We start from the raw sequence: 20383 nt of genomic DNA on the forward strand, positions 1-20383 counted from the left end.
ATCCATACGTTGAAGTTGATGTGAAGCAATAATTGATGTACGGGAGCCACGTTATCCGCCTCGCAAAACACCGAGAGGTTGCGCCGGGCTGTGTCGGGCGGTGGTGAAGCCGCTGACCTCCACGGACACGCCACCTACGGCAGCACTAGACGACCTCTAGTGCGGTAGGAGCCACAGCGTGTTCGGGTGTTATTGCTCCCACACGACCCTTCGGGGAGTGCGGAGGGAATTAAATTCGCCTGCCGCCGGTACGCTCCCCGGTTTCGGGGAGAGGCCAAACGGCGAAGCCCCGCGCCACCGTGCGCGGGGTACTTCACTCTACACCGATGGACCGCTCTGCGGAGCGCCCTGTCGTGCCTGCCCCCGGTCTCGTCGGTCCGGTCGCGACCTCCTAATTCGTGGCGCGTTCGTCCCGGACATGCCGAGGGCAACGGCATCTGCGGAGTACAAACCCGTCGCTTGTGGCCCCACTCGAACGGGTACTTTCTTGACTGAAAGACCGACTGACGACTCGCGGCGGATGTCCCAGCCGTTCCAGAGGAAACTATTGGTGCGTTCACATAAATTTATTAGTGAGCGATGTGTTGGCCACCATGAATGTTCCATGTCAACAAGACACACTATCGGCGGGAACGTGAAACGGCCAGACGGGACACCGGCTGCTGGTGTCAACATCGTCGTCGTCGACGCCGACATCGGGATTGACGACCCACTCGGGAACGCGACGACGCGCGGCGACGGCCGGTTCGAAATCGAGTTTACTGCCGACGCGTTCGAGGACACGTTCGACGGCGACCCCGAACCATACGGCCACGGCTTCGACGACGGTGAGACCGTCGGCCAGTGGTCGTTGACCCTCGACAAGACGGACCACGAACTGACGGCCCAAGACCCAGGCGAGGACAACCACCCGATGATGGAAGCGATGGAGGATATGCACCACGGGACTGGCAACCATCGCGGCATGACGAACGTGCCGCGTGACCCCCCACATCCCGGCCGCGGACGGTTCGGCCGGATGTTCCCCCATCTCGAAGCCGCCGACCACGACGTAGCGTTTCTCAAGGAGTTGGGGCTACCCGGCGGCCCCCTCGACGAGGACGCGAATCCAGAGAGCGTCGACACCGCGGACCTACCCGCGGGATTCGTCTTCCTCGGGCAGTTTATCGACCACGACCTCACGCTCGACCCGCTGTCGAGTCTGTCCCGGCAAAACGACCCCGACGCAATCCGGAACTTCCGGACACCGCGACTCGACCTCGACTCAGTCTACGGTGCTGGCCCCGAAACGGACCGATTCCGCTACCAGTCGCCGATGGCGGGCGGCAGTCGCGAGTTGCTGTTGCTCGGCAAAGACGGGCATCACCTACCGCGTAACCACGAAGACGTCGCACTCATCGCTGACCCGCGAAACGACGAGAACCTCATCCTCTCGCAGTTCCAGTACGCGATGCTGAATTTCCACAATGCCATCGTCGAAGAGGAAGGGGAGGACTTCGAGCATGCACAACAACTGGCCCGGTGGCACTACCAGTGGATTGTGTTACACGAGTACCTGCCCACTGTCTGTGACGAGGATGTCGTCGAATCCGTGCGAGACGAGCGGCAGTTTTTCACCGTCGGTCCAGAGGAGGAGGCGTTCATGCCACTGGAGTTTGCCGGCGCTGCCTACCGCTTTGGACACAGCCAGGCCAGGTTACGGTACCGCGTCAACGAATCGACGGAGGGGAAACTGTTTGGCTCGCCGATGGATTCCGACGCGCTGAGTCCCGGTTTCCAGCCGGTATCCCCTGACGATGCTGTCGACTGGCGATACCTGTTCGACCTCGACGACCACGATGTGGCCCCGCAGAATGCGCGCGCAATCGACCCGAAGGTCGCCTCGGACCTCCTCGATTTGCCGTTCATAACGGCAGACGAACCGTGGCGAAACTCACTCGCGTCGCGGAATCTGGTTCGCGGACACCAACTTGGCCTGCCATCGGGGCCAACCATCGCGCGAGCAATTCCTGACACACGGGTCTTGCACAATCACGAAGTCGGGTTCGACGAGGTACTGGCTCGCTTCGACCAGCCAGCGGCGACCGAGATGCCACTCTGGTACTACGTGCTCGCTGAGGCCCGGGAGTTCACGAACGGCGAACACCTCGGCCCCGTGGGAAGCCGAATCGTCGCCGAGGTGCTCGTGGGCCTCATCGCCTCGGACACCAGTTCGTTCCTGGTCGTCCAGCCGGACTGGACGCCGACGTTGCCTGCCCCACACGCAGGCATCGACGACTTCACCGCCGCCGACCTGCTCGATTTCGCGCTGGACATCACCGAGTGAGGTCGGAACGACCGTGTCTCTCTTTCGCATCGGCAGGGCCGAACGTGCCCGGCGACGGTTCAATCGTGTACTGTTTGCCCAGTTGAGCCAATCTGTGTGGGACCAAGGACACCTATGATGAACGACCAAACTAGCCCCGAATCTGAGAGTGATAGTGACGAAACAGCCGAGAGTGACGAGGACAAACCGAACTGGTCGTTGGCGAACTGGAGCATCATCCTGTTGTTTACGGCCCTGACGATGGTCGGAATCGCACTGTCGGTCGGCTGGCTGGAGTCGGTCGTCGCGGTGCCCGAGACCAGTACGGACTCGAATGCCGTGACAGTCCCCTTGTTTGTCTACCTCTATGCGGGGTTCGGAGCGCTCGGATACGTGTTCACGAAGTTGATGAATCAAATCGAGGCGTACGACGAGTGGAGCGAACTGGAACATCTGGTAGAGATGGCGGTTCGGATTCCGGCGGCAATGATACTCGCTGCTGGCATCCATCTGTTCATCGGTGAGTTCGGCCAGACAACCGGGACCACCGGTGCACGCTTCGCAGCAGGAGTGGCGTTCCTCGTCGGGCTCTACGTGAATGTCGCGTTGAAGGCACTCGGGAGTCTGGCAGACCGCATTCTCGGCCGCAGTTCCAAGAGTACTGACAGCTGAGACGGTATCGCCGCTCCGGCACTTTTGCACTTTGGCAGGTCGGGTCAGGGCGGTCGCGGTGACGTGACAAGGCCCCTGCGCAGTTTCCACCGCTGCTGGTCCCTATCGGTTAGAGGTTGAGTCTCGGTAGAACATCTCATTCAAGCATAAGATACTCATAGGGGGCATCGCTGGTGTCAGTCGAACAGATGCCCTCCATTCAGACGGACGGATTGACCAAACGCTTCGGGGAGGATGTCGTTGCCGTCGACGACCTCACGCTGTCGATCGAAGAGGGGGAAATCTTCGGCTTTCTCGGCCCGAACGGCGCTGGCAAGTCGACCACGATCAATCTCTTGCTCGATTTCATCAGGCCGACCGAAGGGTCTGCGACGGTCCTTGGGATGGACTCACAGGAAGAGTCAGCGGCGATTCGTGACCGAATCGGTGTCCTGCCTGAGGGGTACGGTTTCGACAACTACCTCACCGGCCGGGAATACGTCGAGTGGACTATCGACACGAAGGACGCCGACGACGACCCCGACGAGATACTCGACACGGTCGGCATCCTCGCCGACGCAGACCGGGTCGCCGCCGGGTACTCGAAGGGGATGCAACAGCGCCTCGCCTTCGGGATGGCGCTGGTCGATGACCCAGAGGTGTTGATTCTCGACGAGCCCTCGACGGGGCTGGACCCGAACGGTATCCAGCATATGCGCTCGGTCATCCGTGACCGGGCGGCGAATGGCACGACTGTGTTCTTTTCCAGTCACATCCTCTCGGAAGTCGAGGCAGTCTGCGACAGAGTGGGTGTGATGAACGAGGGGAAACTCGTCGCGATGGATTCAATCGAGAATCTCCGGGACGAGGCCGGCGGGACTGCCACTATCGAACTCCGCTGTGCCGCCCAGCCCCCCACAGATGGCGTCGAGAAACTCGATGGCGTTGCGAAGGCAGTCGTCGACGGGCGCGTACTCACCGTTCACTGCAGTGACCCCACGGCGAAGGTTGACGCGGTGAGATATGTTGATGACCGCGTGGACGTACTCGACATCCTCGCAGACAGCACGTCTCTCGAGGAACTGTTCAACCAGTACACCGGTGGGGGTCGTGACCGGACTACCGGAGACAGTTCAGGTTCGGGGTCACAGGAGGTTTCGCCATGAGTATCGCCGCTGTTGCCCGCAAGGGCCTCAAAGCTACGGGCCGGTCACAGACACTCTGGGCCGGTGCCATCACACTCGGCATCATCGCCGTCCTCCTGGCATTTGCCAACCAGGGGACCAATCAGAGCCCAGCCGAGGCCGTCAAGCGGACGTTTCACACCCTGACGATTGTCCTCTCGCTTCTGTTACCGATTGTCGCACTCGTGGCGAGCTATCTGGCCATCGCCGGCGAGCGTGAAGGGGGCGGCATCAAGTTCCTGCTCTCGCTTCCGAACCAGCGACGGGCGGTCTTTCTCGGCAAACTCCTGAGTCGGCTGGTCGTCGTCGCCGTCGGCATCGGGTTCATATACGTTGCCGCGACGAGTGTCTCGCTGACCAAACACGGTGCGTTCCCGGCAGTCGTCATCTTTGGAACCCTTCTTTTGACACTCACTTACGGGTCGGTGTTCGTGAGTATCGCGGTCTGGCTGTCGGCGGGAGCGGCCTCCCGGAGCCGCGCGGTTGGCCGTGCGCTGACCGCGTATTTTGTTCTCGTACTCCTCTATCTCTTTCCGATCATCCAGATTTCGAGTCTCGTCCGGGCGGTTCACACTGACCTTCTCGGGATGGAGACGAATCCCGACCTCTACAACGCCATCGAGTACACGAGTCCCTACCGTGCCTACCAGAAAGCGACGAACCTGGTCGTCCCCGACGGACTGAAACAGCGGCCGTTCCTCGACAGTGCAGCAAACGCCGACACAGCAGCCGCCAGCCGGGGCGTCGACGAGGCTGCCCGCGCAGCCCCGGAGTTACCCGTGTACCTCACCGACGAGATGTCCCTGCTCATTCTGGCGTTCTGGCTTGTGGTCCCGGTGTTGCTCGGGATTCGAACGTTCAACAGGGCGGAACTGGAGTGATTCAGATGAATCGACGCACACAACTCGGAACCGCGCTTGTCGCACTGGCTATCCTCCTGTTCATCCTGCCTGCTCTGGTGCCCGTCCAGACGGTACTGACTCACGATACGACCCCTCGAACGTTCGACAACCGTGCGGAACTGGAGTCAGAGGGTATCGAAATCATCGCCTACGAAAACATGAGCGAGCGGGGACAGGAACTGTACGTGAACGCCCTCGAGTCTGACGGGACGTATCGTGTCCCGAGCGGGCAAGGCGCACCGGAGTTTGAGTACCTGACTGGGAAAGAACGCCGGGCTGCCTTCGAAGAGAACCCGAACCAGCGCCACGGCATGGTTGCCATCGAACGGCCGGAAGAGAACACCCTTCCACGGGCTGACGAGCCGTTCGACCGGGAGCCACGGGACACCTCTCGGACAGAGGACCAACAGCGTCGGCAACAGGTCCAGCGATACGACCTGATGGAAACGTCGGCGGGCCCACCTCCGCTCGGAGCCGTCTCCCAACTACTCCGCCTGGCTGCCGCGCTGCTCGCGGTCATCGCACTCGGTGTCGGCGGCTACCTGCTGGCGTCCAACTGATACCGGACGGCTGCACAGCAGTCCCACTCGATACTCCACTCTGTGAGTCCTTTCGAACCCGCCTGGAACACCACGCCCTCCAGGAACGCGGTCATCTCAGGTGCCGAATTGGACGAGAAGTTGCAGTGCTTGCGGGAGAAGAACGCTGATTCCGATTTGCGTCCACATCGTAAACGTCGAGGGATACTCACGGGTTGCGCGCACCTGTTCGAGACGGTGTTGGATTTCCTCTAGTTGCTCGTTGCCTGCGAGATTCGAGTTGTGAATATCGTACGGGTCATCGAGCATCCCTCGGATCTGTGTTTCAATTTCGTCAATCTCTCTCGCCTTCTTTTTCGACATGAGGGTGTGTACTCGGTACATCGAATACCCAATCGAAAAGAGCCCAACCAGCCACAGCACTGTGAACATGATTGCAAGCGTATTCGAGGGTTCGGGATATGGACTGGTGATGTAGTCGTTTAGCAACACGACGCCGTAGATGAGAGTGAAGTATAGAATCACCCCCGCGGTATACAGATAGTACGAGCGCTTGAGCAACTCGCCAACCTTTGCGAACCCACCCATCTTCCGAGGGTCGTAAAAGAAGAGGTCCAGGTCGGCTTTGAGCATCCGTCGCGGCAGGAAAAAGTGAATCCCGATATACAGCAATCCGAACTCGACGATGAGTGGCACGTACACGAGCGGTTGGAGTGTGAAATTGTACAAAACGGTGCTCACCACACCCTGAATTTCGAACAGGGTTGGGATTCCCAAGAGGAGGAAGTGGTTGCCGAACAAGAGGAGGAGCCCGATTGCGTAGGCGGCAATCTTGAGACGAAACGGAACGATATACTCGAAGGTAATCGGGCTGTCGGCATCCTGAGCTGATTTGTGTTGGGAAACGCGGAGGGATGTCATCGCTTCAGCGTAGCTGTCGCGCATCCATCGAATCCCCACGACAGCCACCACGAGCCCACCGGCAGTCACAATCGAAATGGGGTCTGAGGCGACAGATGTCTTCCCAGCGACGACGTAATTGTAGCCGTCGATGACGACGTATTCGAAGACCAGGGTCACTGCAACGAGCAGATAGGGTGGATACACGTTCCACGGCAATCGGTCCGCAAGCCGAGAAAAGCCGAGTAACTCAGCAAGACGTTCAATCAGCAGTTTCTCTGAGTAGTTGGAGGCGTCATCAAGGCTCATAGCGTGTGGTGCAGAGGGAGTCGCCTAAGATGCCACGATTGGAACAGCGCAAGACACGCTCAGAACCCCTCTTTCAGACATTCAAAAGAAAACTGACGTTCGAGTTATCGTCGTGTAGTCTCTGATACTGATATCCCTCGTCAAATAAGCCCAACGCCACTGAGTCCAATCAGCATTACAACCAGTGTAGCAAGTACTGCTCCAGCGACCAGCGGTCTGTTCTCCATGGCTTTCTCGTGAATCGGCATCTGCTCGTACTCGGCGCGGAACTGCGCTCGGTTCTCGTCGTCGTAGAAGTACTTCGTCCGGAGCGCGAATCGCTCGGTGACGGCACAGCCCGTACAGACCGGCGTCCCCTCTACGCGCTCGGTTTTGATGTGGTCGGGGCAGTTGATGCTCCCGCAGTTGGCACAGAACGTGTAGTCGGTATCCACTCCGTCAGTGCCACACTGGACACAGCGGTGGATTCCGTCTTCGACGGTCACACGCGATGGGCCGGCAGCGTAGTACTCAAGCGGGTATGCGTACTCGCCGAGGTGGGTCGTCTGGCGCACGTCAGGCAGGTAGACGGGCGTAATCGATTGAACCGAAATATCCGATTGGTTGGGCTCGCAGGTCTTGGTGTACGTCACGTTGTTGTCGCCGGTGTAGGTGACTGTCGTCGTGTGCCGGTCACGTAGGCGGCCGACCGCCCACTCCTTGTAGTCGGTTTCAGTCTGGCCAAAGCGGTGGACGTCAACCGCATCAAACACCTCGCTGAACGCGTCCTCGTCGAGTTCTGTCGTCTGACGACGGTTCTCTTCGACGAGTCGCCGGACAGAGCCCTGCATAATCTCGGGGTGGCCACGCTCGGCGTGGACGACGAACTGGTCGGTCTGATTGATACGATGAATGACCCCGACTGACGTTTCGAAGACAGCGTTCACGTCGGCCGTAATCAGCACGACCGGCTGGAAGTCCACCTGGGAGTCCGGTGTCGGAAGGTCGGCGGTCGCGATGTTGTCGATGTCTCGGAACGCTTCGCGGACGGGCGCGGCCACGTCTGCAGTCGGGTCGAATGGCCGAAGCGTTTCCCCACAGATGATTTCGATGCGGCCGTTGTAGAGGTCCAGCCCGATGTCGTCGGCAATCTCTCGGAGGTCGGTGCCGTCGATGAGTTCGATGGGGAACGGGTCACCGGCCTGCCGGAGGTCCGCGGCGTACTCTTTGGCCGGGGTGGTGAATCGTCCGGTCGTGACGACCATGCCACGCTTGGGCCCGTCGAAGTCGAACGTAGCGACCGCCGAGTGGAGTTTCTGGACGACGGGCCGGCCAACGGTATCGGTGTGCTTGCATTCGACGACGATGGCTCGCCGCTGGCCGTCGACGACCTCCTCCATCATGATGTCCCGGCCCTCGTCGGCGGTCCGAGCGGCTTGCCGGACGTTTTCGTACCCGAGGTTCCGGAACACGTCTTCGATCAGGTCCTCGAACTCGAACCCCGAGAGGTCGTCGAGCAGTTCCTCGTCGCTCATCACCTACGCCGTGTTGTCCCTCGATTAAATGCGTTTGTGTGAGTGCTTGGCTGTCGGGTGAAGAGCCGTGTTACCTCGACACTCGGAAGGGTTATCCCTCATCCGACTCTCTGTTTGTTTGTAATGGCAAACGGTAAGGTTGACTTCTTCAACGACACTGGCGGCTACGGTTTCATTTCGACTGACGACGGCGACCTCGACGACGACGAAGACGTTTTCTTCCACATGGAGGATGTCGGCGGCGAAGACCTCACGGAAGGTACTGAGGTCGAGTTCGACATCGAGTCCTCGCCCAAGGGGCCTCGCGCGACGAACGTCGTCCGACAGTAATACTGAGACACCTGTCGTTCATAGCGACAGATTCCGATCCCAATTTTCAGACGAGTTCAGGTCCAAGCGACTGCTATCTGCACACTCTCTTGGGATCTTTTACCAATATCGTCCGCGGGAGAGTACGATACGGCCAGTTTCACTTTCGCTCCGGATGGCTACCGCTTACGTCGGTCCTGCGGAAACGTGTCGAGTAATGATTAGCGATGCCCGGGCGCTGGAACATCACTTCGTTCCGCAGGACCTGAATCACCGTGGCGGGCAGATCGATGCGCTCGCGGCCGCACTCGAACCGATTACGCAGGGCGCTACTGGTGAACACACGCTCATCGTCGGGCCGAGTGGCAGCGGGAAGACGACGCTAGCAAAGTACGTGGCACGGAAACTGGAACGCCAGCGGCTCGACTTCGAGTGGGGGTACGTCAACTGCCAGTCCGACCCGAGTCCGACAGCAGCGCTCCACCAGCTCGTCAAATCCGCTGGCGTGGATGTGCGCCGACCGGAAGGCACCAGCCGCGGGTACTACTTCGACCGTCTCGCAGAGCACGACGGGCAACTCGTGACTATCGTCGATGAAGTGAACGTCATCTCCGACCCGAGTCTCCTGCACGCGTTGCACGAAACGCCTGGTGTGACAATCGTCGGGATTTGTATCGACGATGACGACCTGCTGGCGACCGCAGATCTCAACTCCGGGACCGAGAGTCGCCTCCGCTCGATGCGACGGCTCTCACTGACCCGATATACGCACGACGAGATACTGGACATTCTGGCGTACCGTGTCGAACACGGACTCGATTCAGAGCGTGTCACCGACAGCGCGCTGGAAGCGATTGCTGACGTTGCAGCGGGTAATGCCAGGGTGGCGATTACACATTTGCGGCGTGCGGCGAAAACTGTCTACGAGTCAGATTACGATACGTTGACGTCCGATGTTGTCTCGGAGGTCGCCGATGCTGCGCAGGCGGCCGTCCACGATTTGCACGTGCGCTCGCTCGGCACTCACCAGCGGGCACTGTATACGATCATCCGAGATGCAGCGTCGGCAGGGGTTCGTGCTGGTGAGTTACACGACAAATACGAGCACCGCGTTCAGAACCCGCGAGGGCGGAGTATGCGTCGCCGTTATCTCAGTAGTCTCGAACGGTACGGACTCATCACGAAGTCCGGGAGCGGTCGTGGGACCACGTATCGAGTCGTGCCACAGGGCAGCCAGACCCGAACCGTGAATCCGGAATCCACCGGACGGCGGTGATTCCGTGACTTCCGTGAACCGGCCATAACAGGAGTACTTGCGGCGTATCGCCTCTCTCACGGCCGAATGCGAGTTTTTCGTGAATTCACGGAGGATCGCTTTTAGACACCGTCTCCAGCGATTGCGTATGAGAGTGAATCGAACCGCCTCCGAGCCCAGTAGGGCTGGCCGTGCTGGAACCGAGTCGCTCCCGGACCTCGAACCCGGTATCACGCTATTGAGGACGCCGGGGCCGCGCTCGACAGTCCTTCACCAGCTCGCAGTACAGACAATTCGGCAGGTCGATGGCGTTGCGTACTGGCTGGATGCCCGGAATACTGCGTCAACGTACGCGCTTTATGACTTCGCAGCCGACCGTCGGTTGCTTCGCCGTATCCGACTCGCGCGGGCGTTTACCGCCTATCAGCACTTCACGCTCGCCGAGCGGCTGGTCAACACGGTCACGCCACGGACTGGCTGCGTGGTGGTGCCGAACGCACCGTCACTGTACCGGGATGACGATGTCCCCGAGCACGAAGCCGACCCGTTGTTCGACGCTGTCGTCACGGCGCTTTCGGAGGTCGCTGCGGTGTACGACCTCCCGGTGCTCGTGACTGATGCTGGCCCGGAGGACGACCGCGCAGAGAGCGTCGCGGCGACTGCTGACGCGACGTACCACGCAGAGTCGACGGACCTGGGATATCGGGTCGTTGGTGAGGAGTTCGAGACGACCGTGTACTGGGACGAAACTGGGTGGCAGACCACGATTCCGTACTGGATTGACCTCTGTGGAACCGTTGGAGAGACTGCACAGGCCGAGGGTCTGACACCGATGGCGACAGCCATGCGAGGGGTGTAAGATGGGGCGGACGAATCCGACGTATCGAGACTATCTGCACCGGTTCGAAGACCAGTGTCAGCCGCTGCGACGCGGACTCCGACACGAGTACAAGACCGACTTCGACCGCCTGTTCGACCGGGCGCAGACACACGCTGATGCCGCCGGCTACCTCAACAGCACGGACCCCGAGTTGGCGATTCTCCTGTCGATACTGCTCGCTCACGAACACGACATCAGACAACTCAAAGCACAGAGAGAGGACGAACCGTGACGCTTCTCACCTGTGAATTCGACGACGGGGCCGTCCGTGAGTGGCACGCCACCAGCGAGGGTGTTGAGCAGCGCCTCAATCAGGATTACACGCCGACGCTGTTCGTCGACGGCCCGGGCGCCGTGCTGGAGACGCTCGGTGAGACACTGCGGCGCGACCCCAAAATCGCCACCGTCGGATTCGAGACGTGGTTCACAGGACTCGGCGACCGTGCCCGCACGCGAGTGCTCCGCGTCGAGTGCAAGCGCGTCATGGAGGTCCGGACGGTAGCACGGGAGATCCGGGCGCTTCACGAACCCGAGTACACGCATCCCGGCACACTTCGGCTCTACAATGTCGATCTTGCCCCGCAGTTCCGGTACTGCGTCGAGACAGACACGCCACCAATCCCGCAACGCGACCTGGACGTGTTCGACCTGTCGATGCCGGAACCCGCACTCCGCGACGACGACCTGACAGCACTCACCGCAAACGGAGAGCAACTCGGTGACACGCCGACTGACGTTCTGGAGACGCTAGCGGCGCGCCTCGAAACGCAGGACCCCGACGTGCTGTGTTGCTCGACGGCCCGCATCGTCCCGTTGTGCCACGACCAGGCTGCTGCTCTCGGTCTCGATGAGTTCCGGCTTGGCCGTGCGCCGGGCTACGAGCAACTCGCCGGAGAGAACACTTACGAGAGCTACGGCCAGGTCGGACACTCACCCGCGCGGTATCGGGTCCCCGGTCGCGCGACTGTCGACCGGTCGAACTCCTTCTTGCTCGGCGAAGCAGGCATCCCCGGGCTACTCGACCTGGTCGAACGGTCGTGGCGCCCACTCCAGGAGACGGCGTGGGGCTCGATTGGCACGATTCTCACCGCAATTCAGATTCGCCACGCCCTCGACCGGGATGTCTTGATTCCGTGGAACAAGTGGGAACCGGAAGCGTTCAAGCGCGTCGAGACGCTGCACGCTGGCGACCGCGGCGGCTTCACGTTCGCACCGGACGTGGGCTTTCACGAGAACGTCGTCGAGGTGGATTTCGCCTCGCTGTACCCCAACATCATGGTCGAGTACAACATCAGCCCGGAGACAGTCCGCTGTGATTGTCACGACACCGACGACGTCCCCGGCCTTGGGTACAGTCTCTGCGAGCGCGAGGGGTTCATCCCCGACGTCCTCGAACCCATTATCGCAGACCGTGCAACACTCAAAGACGCGATGACGGCAGCTGACGACGAGGAGCACCGCGAGGAACTACAAGCGCGCTCGGACGCACTGAAGTGGATTCTCGTGTCCTGTTTCGGCTACCAGGGGTACCGCAACGCGAAGTTCGGCCGCATCGAATGCCACGAGGCCATCAACGCCTTCGCCCGGGAAATCCTGCTCGACGCCAAGGAAACCCTGGAAGCTGGCGGGTGGCGCGTCGTCCACGGCATCGTCGATAGCCTGTGGCTGCAACCCCGGGACGACACCACGCAGACACCAGTCGAAGTCCTCTGTGACCAGATTAGTACAGACGTCTCGATTCCACTGGAGTTCGAGGACCGATTCGAATGGGTGTGTTTCGTCCCGGTCCGGGACGGTGAGGCCGGTGCCCTGACGAAATACTTCGGCAAAGTCGCTGGCCGCGACGAGTACGTGACGAAAGGCATCGAAGCCGTCCAGCGGAGTACCCCGGCGTTCGTCGAAACGCTCCAACGCGAGTTAATTCGCATTCTGGATGAGACGAGAGAGCCAGCGCCAGTCTGTGACCGCTTACAACGAGGCATTCAGCGGCTTCAGCGTGGGGCCATCGACCCGAAGCGTCTCGTCATCCGCAAGCGTGTGTCACAACGACTCGACGCATACGACCAGCGTACGCAGACTGTCGCCGCGCTGGAACGAGCAGCGGCACGAGGATTGTCGCGCCATCCAGGCCAGGACGTTGCGTACGTCGTCGTCGACGACAGCCGTCGCTCCCCAGCGCGTGTCCAACTGGCCCACGAGACACTCACCGACTACGACAGCGACTTCTACGCCACACTGGCGTTACGTGCCGGCGAGAGTATTCTCGCACCGCTTGGATGGGACCGGGACCGGATTCGAAAGCACCTCCGGAAAACGACGACACAGACACTCGGGAGTTACCAGTAACGATGAGTGACCTCTCACCAGTCGCCTTCGACATCGAAACCTCAGGACTCGACAGGGATGCCGTCGTCACCGTGGCCGGATTTAGCCACGAGCTGGGACACTGGCTGTTCCTCAACACTGCTGGCCGCACCGCCGACGAAGCCACGCTCACACGACACCTCGAAACCGAGTCTCGGGCCCCGGTCTCTCTCGAAGTTGTGGCTACTGAACAGGCTCTGTTGGAAGCGCTCAGCGTGTTTGCCGAGGAACGCATCGACGGTGATTCGCACTATCTGACCGCTTACAACGGCGAGACATGGAACGGTGGCTTCGACCTCCCGTTTCTCCGGTCGGCCTGCCATCGGAACGGCGTCTCGTGGCCGTTTGGCGACCTTGCGTACGCGGATATGATGGAAGTGATGAGTCGGTTCGACACCGGCGATACGAACGACTTGGTCGGCGTCTACGACCTGCTTATCGGTGCGGACAGTTGCGACCCATTCACCGACAGTAAGAGCGCGGTCGCCGCGTTCGAAGCCGGTGACTGGCAGCCGCTACTCCAACACAACCTCGCAGACATCACGCGGACGCGGGAACTCGCAGAACTGGCTGGCCGGTTCGTCCCACGTTCAGACTTTCAGATGAAAAATCTCGAACCGCCGCAGTGATACCCACCTTCTTGTGCCAGACAGTCCTGTTACGCTACCAGTTGGCTGTTTCGAGCGATTTCGTGAGTTGTTGCCGTGTTTGCAGTCCGGAATGGAAGCGGGTGATGATGTCCGATTGGTGTTGTGGACATGCAAGTATCGCGACTGCCCCATCGCTGATCGGCATAACTGGCTGTTCGGGATTGTGCGGCGCGAGGCGACACCCTGGACAGTTGATTCCACCTGCTGGATGGTGATCCAGAAGTTCGGCCTCGTCTTCAGTAGTGAGTGCACAGACAGAACGGAACTGTTCGAGATGCTCTTCACAGCCAACGAGCGGAATCGTGAACTGGTCTAACAGGAGGAACGAAACTGCATCTCTCTCCGGTGAACGAAGTGCAGACTGACACGCACTACACGGAACCGGTGGGTGTCCGGAGGAATCATCTGCCGGTTGCTGTTGTGTCTCTACTGGGGACATACTCGGAAGGTGGACTGACGTTAGGTGGGCAGACAGGTAAGTTGCGGGGCTCCAATCCAGCAGGAACTCGACGTTGCCGGGACGATTGCTCACTTCGTTCGTCGCGGAATGCTCCGGCAGGGATTCGAATCCTGGTCCTTGCCGTATTGGACGGCAGTTACCTACGTCTGGTGAGAAAGTAGCCACTCATCTTCTATCTTGAGGGTGTCATACAACAGTTCTCATAGCTATCGACAGATTCAGCGTTATCAGCTTCGAACCTACTATCTTCAGCTCCATGGAGGTCATCGTCGCTAAGCTAAATCACACCTTCTGAATAAGAATAATCACTATACCAAGGTAAAATATCGATTTCTAAGCGGCTCTAAGCATCGTGTACTTGGTTCACACTTTTCTACGACTGTAATAGTATAAAAAGGTAATACTTCTAACTATAGTGTATGAAGACTTCTATGACACGCTGTGACACGCTATGCAGTGCTATCCGCGTAGGCCATAATCTCCGTATCCTTGCCTACCCTATCTGGTGGTTGCTGAATTTGAGTTCAGCAGTGAGCGTATCACAGCGCCAAAGAGAAGTTCGGCTTGGAGACATTCTCGTGGCTGGTCCACCAGAAACAGCGTGACCGTCTCTGGCTTCAGCCGTTAGTGACTGGCACGGGAGACTGCGCTTGGATGGCGACGTTGATACGGTTCGCGAGGACGGTCATCGACCCTGTTGCAAGGTCGTCTTTGTGGATAAACTCAGTGACACCAGCCGGAATTGCGTCAGCCGCAATTGATTCGAGCGATGTCGATGTAAGGAGTATCACTGGCATATCCGCTGGAACAGACTCTGCAAATTCTATCCCGGAAGAATCTGGCAAGTCGTGATTAACGAGGATGCAGTCTATATCAGTGGCCTCGAGCGTTTCATGAGCCTCACTCGCTGTTGCTGCTGTTTCAGTCCCAATATCATGGATTGTCAGCGTTTCCTTAATTTGCTGCTGGAGAAACTCGCTGTCTTCAATTAACAAGACCCGTGACACGACCATAGTTTGCCGTTGGGAGCAGTCCAGTTCCCTGTCATCCCTCGCCATTTGGGGACTTTTTACTAGAATTGAGGCGAGAATACCCTTTCTCAGGGGGCGACCAACAGGAGCCAGTAGGAAGAGGACGAATCGGTGTTACTGCGACGAACTGGTCGGTGCGGTCGTTTTTGAACTCTCTGCGCTCATCGAACCGCTAGAACTGCCAGAACCGCGGACAGACACACTTTCCGAGTCCCAGCCCATACTGCCACTGTAGAGGACAGCACCACCCTCGGTTTCAATCTGAACAGACGCTGGACTGGTAACAGGTGAGACGGTACTCTGCTCGGGCCGGTCAGCCGACACCTGGAGTTGCTGCGACGAGGCGTCAAAGTAGACGTAGCGCATTTCGTCGGCCGAGAGTGAACTGTCCAGACTCTCCGTGTCGGTCGTTCCGTTGGACTCCACCTGTACCGTTGTCGCACTCGGGACCACGTCGCCCCCGGAGTGCTCGAGCGTGAGATACGAGTCGTTTTCCACGCCAATGGAGAGTTGGGCCTGAACCGTTGCCCCTGGTGGCACGTCGTCTATCCAGTTCGGTTTGGGAGCGCTGTCGACGCCAGCCTGTAGCAACTCGTAGCTGTATGTCATTGTTTTGCCGTCCTGAGTGGTCGTGACCGACAGATTTTGAATCCGGCCGGATTCGGTGACGACAAGACGGCTATCGAAGGACTCAGCGTCGACATCCGAGGTGTTCGCTGCCGAGACGCTGTCCGCAGTGAGGACGACATTGCCATCATCCGATGTCTCGTTGGCAACCTCGAAATTGCCTGCTGAGAGGAATTCCTCGACTGAGGCGAGGAAACTGATTCGGTCGTCGTGTTCGTCGAGGACCCGATAATCTGTCTCCCCCGCTGACGAGGTGCGAACAAACTGCGTGGTTTGGTTGCTCCACTGGTCGATCGTCGTGGACTGACCATCGGGCACCGACCCCGTGCCTGAAAGGCTGTACGTCGAGAAGTCGGCCCCGACGACGAGGCGGGCGTCAATTGTCATTTGATCCGAGGACTGGTTTACCTGAAGAATCGCCCCATTAGTCGTTACCGCATTCTGGTTTGCCTCGACGAGCGCCGAGGCGTTCGAGAGCGTCCCGTTCGAGACGCCTGGGACCTGTTCGGGCGAAACTCCTGTCGATTCAGAGGGGTCGGCCTCCCCGCTCAGACCGCCGATGCAGCCTGCCAGCACGAGCGCCGGGATGAGTGCGAGGACTACTTTATGTCGTTCCATAGTTGAATCACACCATGGTTAGAAAAAGCAGTTAACTTAGCTCAAACACCTCTTTGTGTGTGGCCAACTCACAGCTCTGTCAGGCTAATCCTCCGTTGACCACGAATATTCCGACTAACAAGCCAAGATATTACACCATCCATCTGTCCAGAGATTTGCTGACCAGGACCCAGCGACTGGTACTCGCCTTCCATTCTGCGTTCACTGAACGAACTCCTTGAGTACTGTCAGAACTGCTGTGGCCGACTCAGGTATTCTAAGCAGCACTCTCCCACAACCATAATCACTGCCTTGGTCTATGGCTACAGTATGAACGACAGCGATGTCACCCGCCGTCGTGTGCTTGCTGTGGCGGCCGCGACAGGCATCGGAAGTATTGCCGGCTGTTCCACAGATTCAACGCCTGACGGAAACACGTCGAATACAGACGAGCCGACGTCAGAACCGTCAACACAGACAAGAACAGAAACCCCACCGCCAACGCCGCAAGTAACTTCATTCGTCGATGTTGATGGGGCTGACCTCACTATCGAGGGCGATACAGTGCATTTCTTCGGCACCCGTCCCCAGAATGTGATGGACCTCAGCCACCCAGCGGAGTGGATCGAGCGGAATCTTGATCTGATGGCTCAGGAAGGGTATACGCTCGCTCGCGTCCACGCGTTCCAACCGTTCTGGGGAGACGAGTCGAAACAGCCCCAACCGGGAGAACAGAACGAGGACGTCATGCGGCGCTTGGACCGTGTTGTCGATGCCGCCCGGGCCCGTGGCATACGACTCTCGCTGATATTGATCAACGGAAAGCCAGCCTATCACAGCGCCGATGATCTTTCCGACAACGCTGGTGTCAACGTCCACACGTATGCCAATCACGCTGAGAGTGCCGACACGTTCGACGAGTTTTACACCAACACGGAGTGCAAAGAGCTGTACAAACAGCGCGTCCAGGGAGTCCTGACGCGAGAAAACACGATCACGGGCGTCGAGTATCGCAATGAATCTGCTATTGCGATGTGGGAACTCGGTAACGAGATTGAGTATGCCAAGCCATGGACATACGATGATCCCACTCTCAAACCGTGGATCGAAGAGATGAGTCGGTACGTCAAATCAATTGACGATAACCACCTCGTGACAACTGGCGAATTCGGGTGGGCTGGTCGGAACAATTACAGTGCGGATCACGAGCCCGCCAGTGTAGATCTCTGTTCGCTGCATTACTATCCTGGACCGCAATCGTACGATCTTCAAAACGATCCCGAGCGGGACCACCCCGAGTTGCTCCGAGACCTGATTCAGACTGGGCAACAGGAACTCGGGAAGCCGGTGTATGTCGGTGAATACAACTGGCGGGTAGAGACCGGTGCGGAGCCGCCGTTGACAGACCGTAACGAACAACTTCGGGTAATACACGACACGCTTGATGCTGCGGATGTCGCGGCTGCTGCGTATCACTCACTGTCTCAGAGCGACCAACAGAACTGGCCCCGTGGCGGTGCGACGGTGTTCGGTGACACTGACGATGGATCGATGGCCGAATTCAGGCGATTCGCCAAAATCCAGTATGAGAAAAGTGCAGACGGTGCGCTTCCAGCAACGGACACGTTCGAGTGACAGGCCCCAGACGTGTGTCACGGAACTCATATCGCCACCGTTGAACGATGTGGTGTCGGTCTTGATATTTTTCTGAGGGTGTCATAGAACTCTTCTCACACCGTGATTACGGTACTGCCCGGATTGGCGCCTCGTTCGTCGGTGATGATTGCGATAACAAGGCGAAGGCACAGCGCGAGGATTATCTTGCAGGGTCGCTTAACTTATCCACCTCAGCGTTCACCCTGCTCTTTAGTATGCGAACTGTTCTATGACACCCTCGGGTAATAGTAAACAAATACTACCTCAAGAGTACAGCACTCTGCGTACTCCTAAGTATATCCAACTACTAGTTGGAAGTGAAATGTATGATCTCACTGGTTTTCAGCGCGACCTGCTCTACGTCGTAGCTGGCCTGGAGGAGCCACACGGCCTGGCGATTAAAGAAGAGCTCGAAGAGTACTACGAGAAAGAAATCCACCACGGTAGGCTATATCCGAACCTCGACACGCTCGTCGAGAAAGGCCTTGTCGAGAAAGGGGAGAAAGACAGGCGGACTAACGTTTACTCCGTCACACGACGTGGGAAGCGGGAGATTGAGGCCCGTCATGAGTGGGAGAGTCAGTACGTTGCGGAAGACGAGCTCACTGTATAGCTCGCCAGCCACTCCACCCGTGAGACGAGCGCGAAACACTCGCAACTGACTCTCTCAGCGTTTCACGGGTCGGAACCCACTACCAGCGATAGCCGCACTGCGCTGGTATTCCCCATGCGTGGGAAGCCACGCCATTCACGCCGCGGAGGCAGTTATTCCGGTATCTCGTACCGAGAGAACTCGCCTTCCCCACAGTCCGGACATTCCTCGGTGCCCGGCGAGACGCTCGTCCCGCAGTTGCGACACTCGACGACGACTTTTGACCCGCCACCGGGGAGCAGCCGAGTGAGGACTGTGCGGACTCCCATCGTGTGTCAATCTACAGGTGGGCACGGATTAACCTTGGCGGATGACTCGTTTCAGCGGAAACCCGGTGTGGTTGAGCGATAACCTCGACGAAAGCTTACGTTTGAGGTGCCATAGAGACGACTGGAAGGAACACTGTCACACGCTCCTTCCGATCCTCTTTCTATGAACACCGATGAACCGTCTCTCGGTCGGTGGCCGGACTGCGGTGAGTCTATTCAATTACCTTGAAGTGTTGGCCTGATGGCACAGTGAAACCGCCACCTGAACACGTCTGTGTTCGCTAATCGAGTATGTCGGGGTCGTCTTGATCAAGTGGGTCTTCGACCTCACCAATAATCGTCTCCAGCAGGTCGGTGACAGTCACCTGCCCGACCACATCGCCCTCCTCGATGACGAGCGCGAGTTCCTGCCCTTCCGTCTGGAACTGATCAATCGCATCACTCACGTCGGTATCGGGTGAGAGCGTCATCGCCGGCCTGATGGGACTCGCCCAGATGATTAGTGCGCGTGCAGCCGATCGGCGACTCGTTCAGACAGGCTATCCACCCCGAACATTGCTTGCGACTCGATTAGCGACGCTCGGAGGTGTCACCGTCGTCGTGGCTGCCGTGAACTACGGCGTGCTCTGGCTGACGATTTCACCGGAAGCTCCTGTCCTGACGTTCGTATTCCTCGTCCTTGCTGGCCTCGTCTATGCGTTTCTCGGCGCGCTCGTCGTGGTGTTCCTCGCGATGATGGATGCGTTCCTCAGTGGCGACAGTCCGCTGGCTGCCGACGTTCCTGAGTTCGTAGAATATTTCCCGCTCTATCATCCGAAGGAACTTCTTCAGGAGGCGATGTTCCAGGGCACATATACGACGGGAGATCTCGGCTTCGTCGCTGGATACCTGCTAGTCCTGCTCGTGCTCGTCACCGCAGTGTTCGGAGTGACGATGCACACCAGTGGTGGGTGGTCCGCATGAACCGCACGACAACGGCGTTCTCAATCGGCATCAAAGAACAGGCGCGAAACTACGTCCTCGTCGCTCTACTGGTCGTCTTACCGGTCTCATCCAGTCCGAGCCCGTGTGGTGGATGAAACTCCTCCCGGGTTACCACCCGGTTCGCGTCATGGTCGATACGGGGCTCACGGCGGATCTGGATACTGCTGTATCGCTCGGCTGGGGATTCGACCACCTCCTCGCCGTCGGACTCCTCGCCGTGTGGGTGTATTACCGAGAAACTCGTACGACGTGACGACGCGATCGAACAATGGCGGTATCCGTGGATGAACAAATCGACCGAGGTCTCCCAACAAGATTCGCTGACTTACCTCACAGTGATGGGGC

21 protein-coding genes and 1 pseudogene are annotated in these 20383 nt (G+C 58.8%); 15 read left to right on the forward strand and 7 right to left on the reverse strand.

What is annotated here, in order from left to right; all coding sequences use genetic code 11:
* The first annotated feature begins 604 nt into the window (after positions 1–604).
* From QYL91_RS10890 to QYL91_RS10910, 5 genes are all read left to right on the forward strand, one after another.
* Positions 605–2326: a peroxidase family protein gene (locus QYL91_RS10890; protein ID WP_302080526.1), complete on the forward strand. Its 1722-nt coding sequence runs from the start codon at positions 605–607 to the stop codon at positions 2324–2326.
* Between the two features lie 117 nt (positions 2327–2443).
* A complete protein-coding gene (locus tag QYL91_RS10895) occupies positions 2444–2977 on the forward strand; it encodes a hypothetical protein (protein ID WP_302080527.1) in 534 nt (177 codons plus the stop codon).
* A 188-nt stretch (positions 2978–3165) separates the two neighbouring features.
* Complete coding sequence (locus QYL91_RS10900; RefSeq protein WP_302082859.1) at positions 3166–4122, forward strand: ABC transporter ATP-binding protein; 957 nt, start codon at positions 3166–3168, stop codon at positions 4120–4122.
* Entirely contained in the window at positions 4119–5021 is a 903-nt protein-coding gene (locus QYL91_RS10905; protein WP_302080528.1) for an ABC transporter permease, read from the forward strand. Before QYL91_RS10900 ends, QYL91_RS10905 begins: the two co-directional genes overlap by 4 nt.
* A gap of 5 nt (positions 5022–5026) precedes the next feature.
* Entirely contained in the window at positions 5027–5602 is a 576-nt protein-coding gene (locus QYL91_RS10910; RefSeq protein WP_302080529.1) for a hypothetical protein, read from the forward strand.
* A gap of 96 nt (positions 5603–5698) precedes the next feature.
* On the opposite strand, the gene QYL91_RS10915 is transcribed toward QYL91_RS10910, so the two are convergent.
* Both QYL91_RS10915 and QYL91_RS10920 read right to left on the reverse strand, forming a co-directional pair.
* Entirely contained in the window at positions 5699–6790 is a 1092-nt protein-coding gene (locus QYL91_RS10915) for a hypothetical protein (RefSeq protein WP_302080530.1), read from the reverse strand.
* A 140-nt stretch (positions 6791–6930) separates the two neighbouring features.
* Positions 6931–8304 (reverse strand): restriction endonuclease, encoded by a 1374-nt coding sequence (locus QYL91_RS10920; protein ID WP_302080531.1) that lies wholly within the window; start codon positions 8302–8304, stop codon positions 6931–6933.
* Positions 8305–8427: 123 nt separating this feature from the next.
* On the opposite strand from QYL91_RS10920, the gene QYL91_RS10925 reads away from it, so the two are divergent.
* From QYL91_RS10925 to QYL91_RS10950, 6 genes are all read left to right on the forward strand, one after another.
* Positions 8428–8634, forward strand: a complete 207-nt coding sequence (locus QYL91_RS10925) for a cold-shock protein (RefSeq protein ID WP_076581923.1) — start codon at positions 8428–8430, stop codon at positions 8632–8634.
* Between the two features lie 196 nt (positions 8635–8830).
* On the forward strand, positions 8831–9889 hold the full coding sequence (locus QYL91_RS10930) for a Cdc6/Cdc18 family protein (protein ID WP_302080532.1): 1059 nt from the start codon (positions 8831–8833) through the stop codon (positions 9887–9889).
* 127 nt (positions 9890–10016) lie between these two features.
* Positions 10017–10727 (forward strand): hypothetical protein, encoded by a 711-nt coding sequence (locus QYL91_RS10935; protein ID WP_302080533.1) that lies wholly within the window; start codon positions 10017–10019, stop codon positions 10725–10727.
* Position 10728: 1 nt separating this feature from the next.
* On the forward strand, positions 10729–10980 hold the full coding sequence (locus QYL91_RS10940; protein ID WP_302080534.1) for a DUF8156 family protein: 252 nt from the start codon (positions 10729–10731) through the stop codon (positions 10978–10980).
* On the forward strand, positions 10977–13094 hold the full coding sequence (locus QYL91_RS10945) for a type B DNA-directed DNA polymerase (protein WP_302080535.1): 2118 nt from the start codon (positions 10977–10979) through the stop codon (positions 13092–13094). Before QYL91_RS10940 ends, QYL91_RS10945 begins: the two co-directional genes overlap by 4 nt.
* A gap of 2 nt (positions 13095–13096) precedes the next feature.
* Positions 13097–13741, forward strand: a complete 645-nt coding sequence (locus QYL91_RS10950; RefSeq protein WP_302080536.1) for a 3'-5' exonuclease family protein — start codon at positions 13097–13099, stop codon at positions 13739–13741.
* Between the two features lie 34 nt (positions 13742–13775).
* On the opposite strand, the gene QYL91_RS10955 is transcribed toward QYL91_RS10950, so the two are convergent.
* The 3 genes from QYL91_RS10955 to QYL91_RS10965 form a co-directional block, all read right to left on the reverse strand.
* The gene (locus tag QYL91_RS10955) at positions 13776–14201 is read right to left on the reverse strand and encodes a hypothetical protein (protein WP_302080537.1); all 426 of its coding nucleotides are present in this window, start codon (positions 14199–14201) and stop codon (positions 13776–13778) included.
* A gap of 638 nt (positions 14202–14839) precedes the next feature.
* On the reverse strand, positions 14840–15280 hold the full coding sequence (locus QYL91_RS10960; RefSeq protein WP_302080538.1) for a response regulator: 441 nt from the start codon (positions 15278–15280) through the stop codon (positions 14840–14842).
* Between the two features lie 87 nt (positions 15281–15367).
* Positions 15368–16498, reverse strand: coding sequence for a hypothetical protein (locus QYL91_RS10965; RefSeq protein WP_302080539.1), 1131 nt, complete (start codon positions 16496–16498; stop codon positions 15368–15370).
* A 309-nt stretch (positions 16499–16807) separates the two neighbouring features.
* Between QYL91_RS10965 and QYL91_RS10970 the strand changes: the two genes are divergently transcribed.
* Together QYL91_RS10970 and QYL91_RS10975 are read left to right on the forward strand one after the other, a co-directional pair.
* Positions 16808–18112, forward strand: a complete 1305-nt coding sequence (locus QYL91_RS10970) for a cellulase family glycosylhydrolase (protein ID WP_302080540.1) — start codon at positions 16808–16810, stop codon at positions 18110–18112.
* Positions 18113–18455: 343 nt separating this feature from the next.
* Complete coding sequence (locus tag QYL91_RS10975) at positions 18456–18746, forward strand: PadR family transcriptional regulator (RefSeq protein WP_302080541.1); 291 nt, start codon at positions 18456–18458, stop codon at positions 18744–18746.
* A 152-nt stretch (positions 18747–18898) separates the two neighbouring features.
* On the opposite strand, the gene QYL91_RS10980 is transcribed toward QYL91_RS10975, so the two are convergent.
* Positions 18899–19054, reverse strand: a complete 156-nt coding sequence (locus QYL91_RS10980) for a hypothetical protein (protein ID WP_302080542.1) — start codon at positions 19052–19054, stop codon at positions 18899–18901.
* 281 nt (positions 19055–19335) lie between these two features.
* Positions 19336–19530, reverse strand: a pseudogene (locus tag QYL91_RS10985) (CBS domain-containing protein); the annotation flags it as partial.
* Positions 19531–19549: 19 nt separating this feature from the next.
* On the opposite strand from QYL91_RS10985, the gene QYL91_RS10990 reads away from it, so the two are divergent.
* On the forward strand, positions 19550–20017 hold the full coding sequence (locus QYL91_RS10990; protein WP_302080543.1) for a hypothetical protein: 468 nt from the start codon (positions 19550–19552) through the stop codon (positions 20015–20017).
* A gap of 112 nt (positions 20018–20129) precedes the next feature.
* Positions 20130–20291, forward strand: a complete 162-nt coding sequence (locus tag QYL91_RS10995; RefSeq protein ID WP_302080544.1) for a hypothetical protein — start codon at positions 20130–20132, stop codon at positions 20289–20291.
* Positions 20292–20383: the final 92 nt, after the last annotated feature.

This window comes from Salinibaculum rarum (genome assembly GCF_030505615.1).
Taxonomy (GTDB): domain Archaea; phylum Halobacteriota; class Halobacteria; order Halobacteriales; family Haloarculaceae; genus Salinibaculum; species Salinibaculum rarum.

Bases quoted from the DNA above. Each gene is read 5' to 3' on its own strand.
- QYL91_RS10890 (WP_302080526.1), top strand. From the start codon at position 605: ATGTCAACAAGACACACTATCGGCGGGAACGTGAAACGGCCAGACGGG.
- QYL91_RS10895 (WP_302080527.1), top strand. From the start codon at position 2,444: ATGAACGACCAAACTAGCCCCGAATCTGAGAGTGATAGTGACGAAACA.
- QYL91_RS10900 (WP_302082859.1), top strand. From the start codon at position 3,166: ATGCCCTCCATTCAGACGGACGGATTGACCAAACGCTTCGGGGAGGAT.
- QYL91_RS10905 (WP_302080528.1), top strand. From the start codon at position 4,119: ATGAGTATCGCCGCTGTTGCCCGCAAGGGCCTCAAAGCTACGGGCCGG.
- QYL91_RS10910 (WP_302080529.1), top strand. From the start codon at position 5,027: ATGAATCGACGCACACAACTCGGAACCGCGCTTGTCGCACTGGCTATC.
- QYL91_RS10915 (WP_302080530.1), bottom strand. From the start codon at position 6,790: ATGAGCCTTGATGACGCCTCCAACTACTCAGAGAAACTGCTGATTGAA.
- QYL91_RS10920 (WP_302080531.1), bottom strand. From the start codon at position 8,304: ATGAGCGACGAGGAACTGCTCGACGACCTCTCGGGGTTCGAGTTCGAG.
- QYL91_RS10925 (WP_076581923.1), top strand. From the start codon at position 8,428: ATGGCAAACGGTAAGGTTGACTTCTTCAACGACACTGGCGGCTACGGT.
- QYL91_RS10930 (WP_302080532.1), top strand. From the start codon at position 8,831: ATGATTAGCGATGCCCGGGCGCTGGAACATCACTTCGTTCCGCAGGAC.
- QYL91_RS10935 (WP_302080533.1), top strand. From the start codon at position 10,017: ATGAGAGTGAATCGAACCGCCTCCGAGCCCAGTAGGGCTGGCCGTGCT.
- QYL91_RS10940 (WP_302080534.1), top strand. From the start codon at position 10,729: ATGGGGCGGACGAATCCGACGTATCGAGACTATCTGCACCGGTTCGAA.
- QYL91_RS10950 (WP_302080536.1), top strand. From the start codon at position 13,097: ATGAGTGACCTCTCACCAGTCGCCTTCGACATCGAAACCTCAGGACTC.
- QYL91_RS10955 (WP_302080537.1), bottom strand. From the start codon at position 14,201: ATGTCCCCAGTAGAGACACAACAGCAACCGGCAGATGATTCCTCCGGA.
- QYL91_RS10960 (WP_302080538.1), bottom strand. From the start codon at position 15,280: ATGGCGAGGGATGACAGGGAACTGGACTGCTCCCAACGGCAAACTATG.
- QYL91_RS10965 (WP_302080539.1), bottom strand. From the start codon at position 16,498: ATGGAACGACATAAAGTAGTCCTCGCACTCATCCCGGCGCTCGTGCTG.
- QYL91_RS10970 (WP_302080540.1), top strand. From the start codon at position 16,808: ATGAACGACAGCGATGTCACCCGCCGTCGTGTGCTTGCTGTGGCGGCC.
- QYL91_RS10975 (WP_302080541.1), top strand. From the start codon at position 18,456: ATGTATGATCTCACTGGTTTTCAGCGCGACCTGCTCTACGTCGTAGCT.
- QYL91_RS10980 (WP_302080542.1), bottom strand. From the start codon at position 19,054: ATGGGAGTCCGCACAGTCCTCACTCGGCTGCTCCCCGGTGGCGGGTCA.
- QYL91_RS10990 (WP_302080543.1), top strand. From the start codon at position 19,550: ATGATTAGTGCGCGTGCAGCCGATCGGCGACTCGTTCAGACAGGCTAT.
- QYL91_RS10995 (WP_302080544.1), top strand. From the start codon at position 20,130: ATGAAACTCCTCCCGGGTTACCACCCGGTTCGCGTCATGGTCGATACG.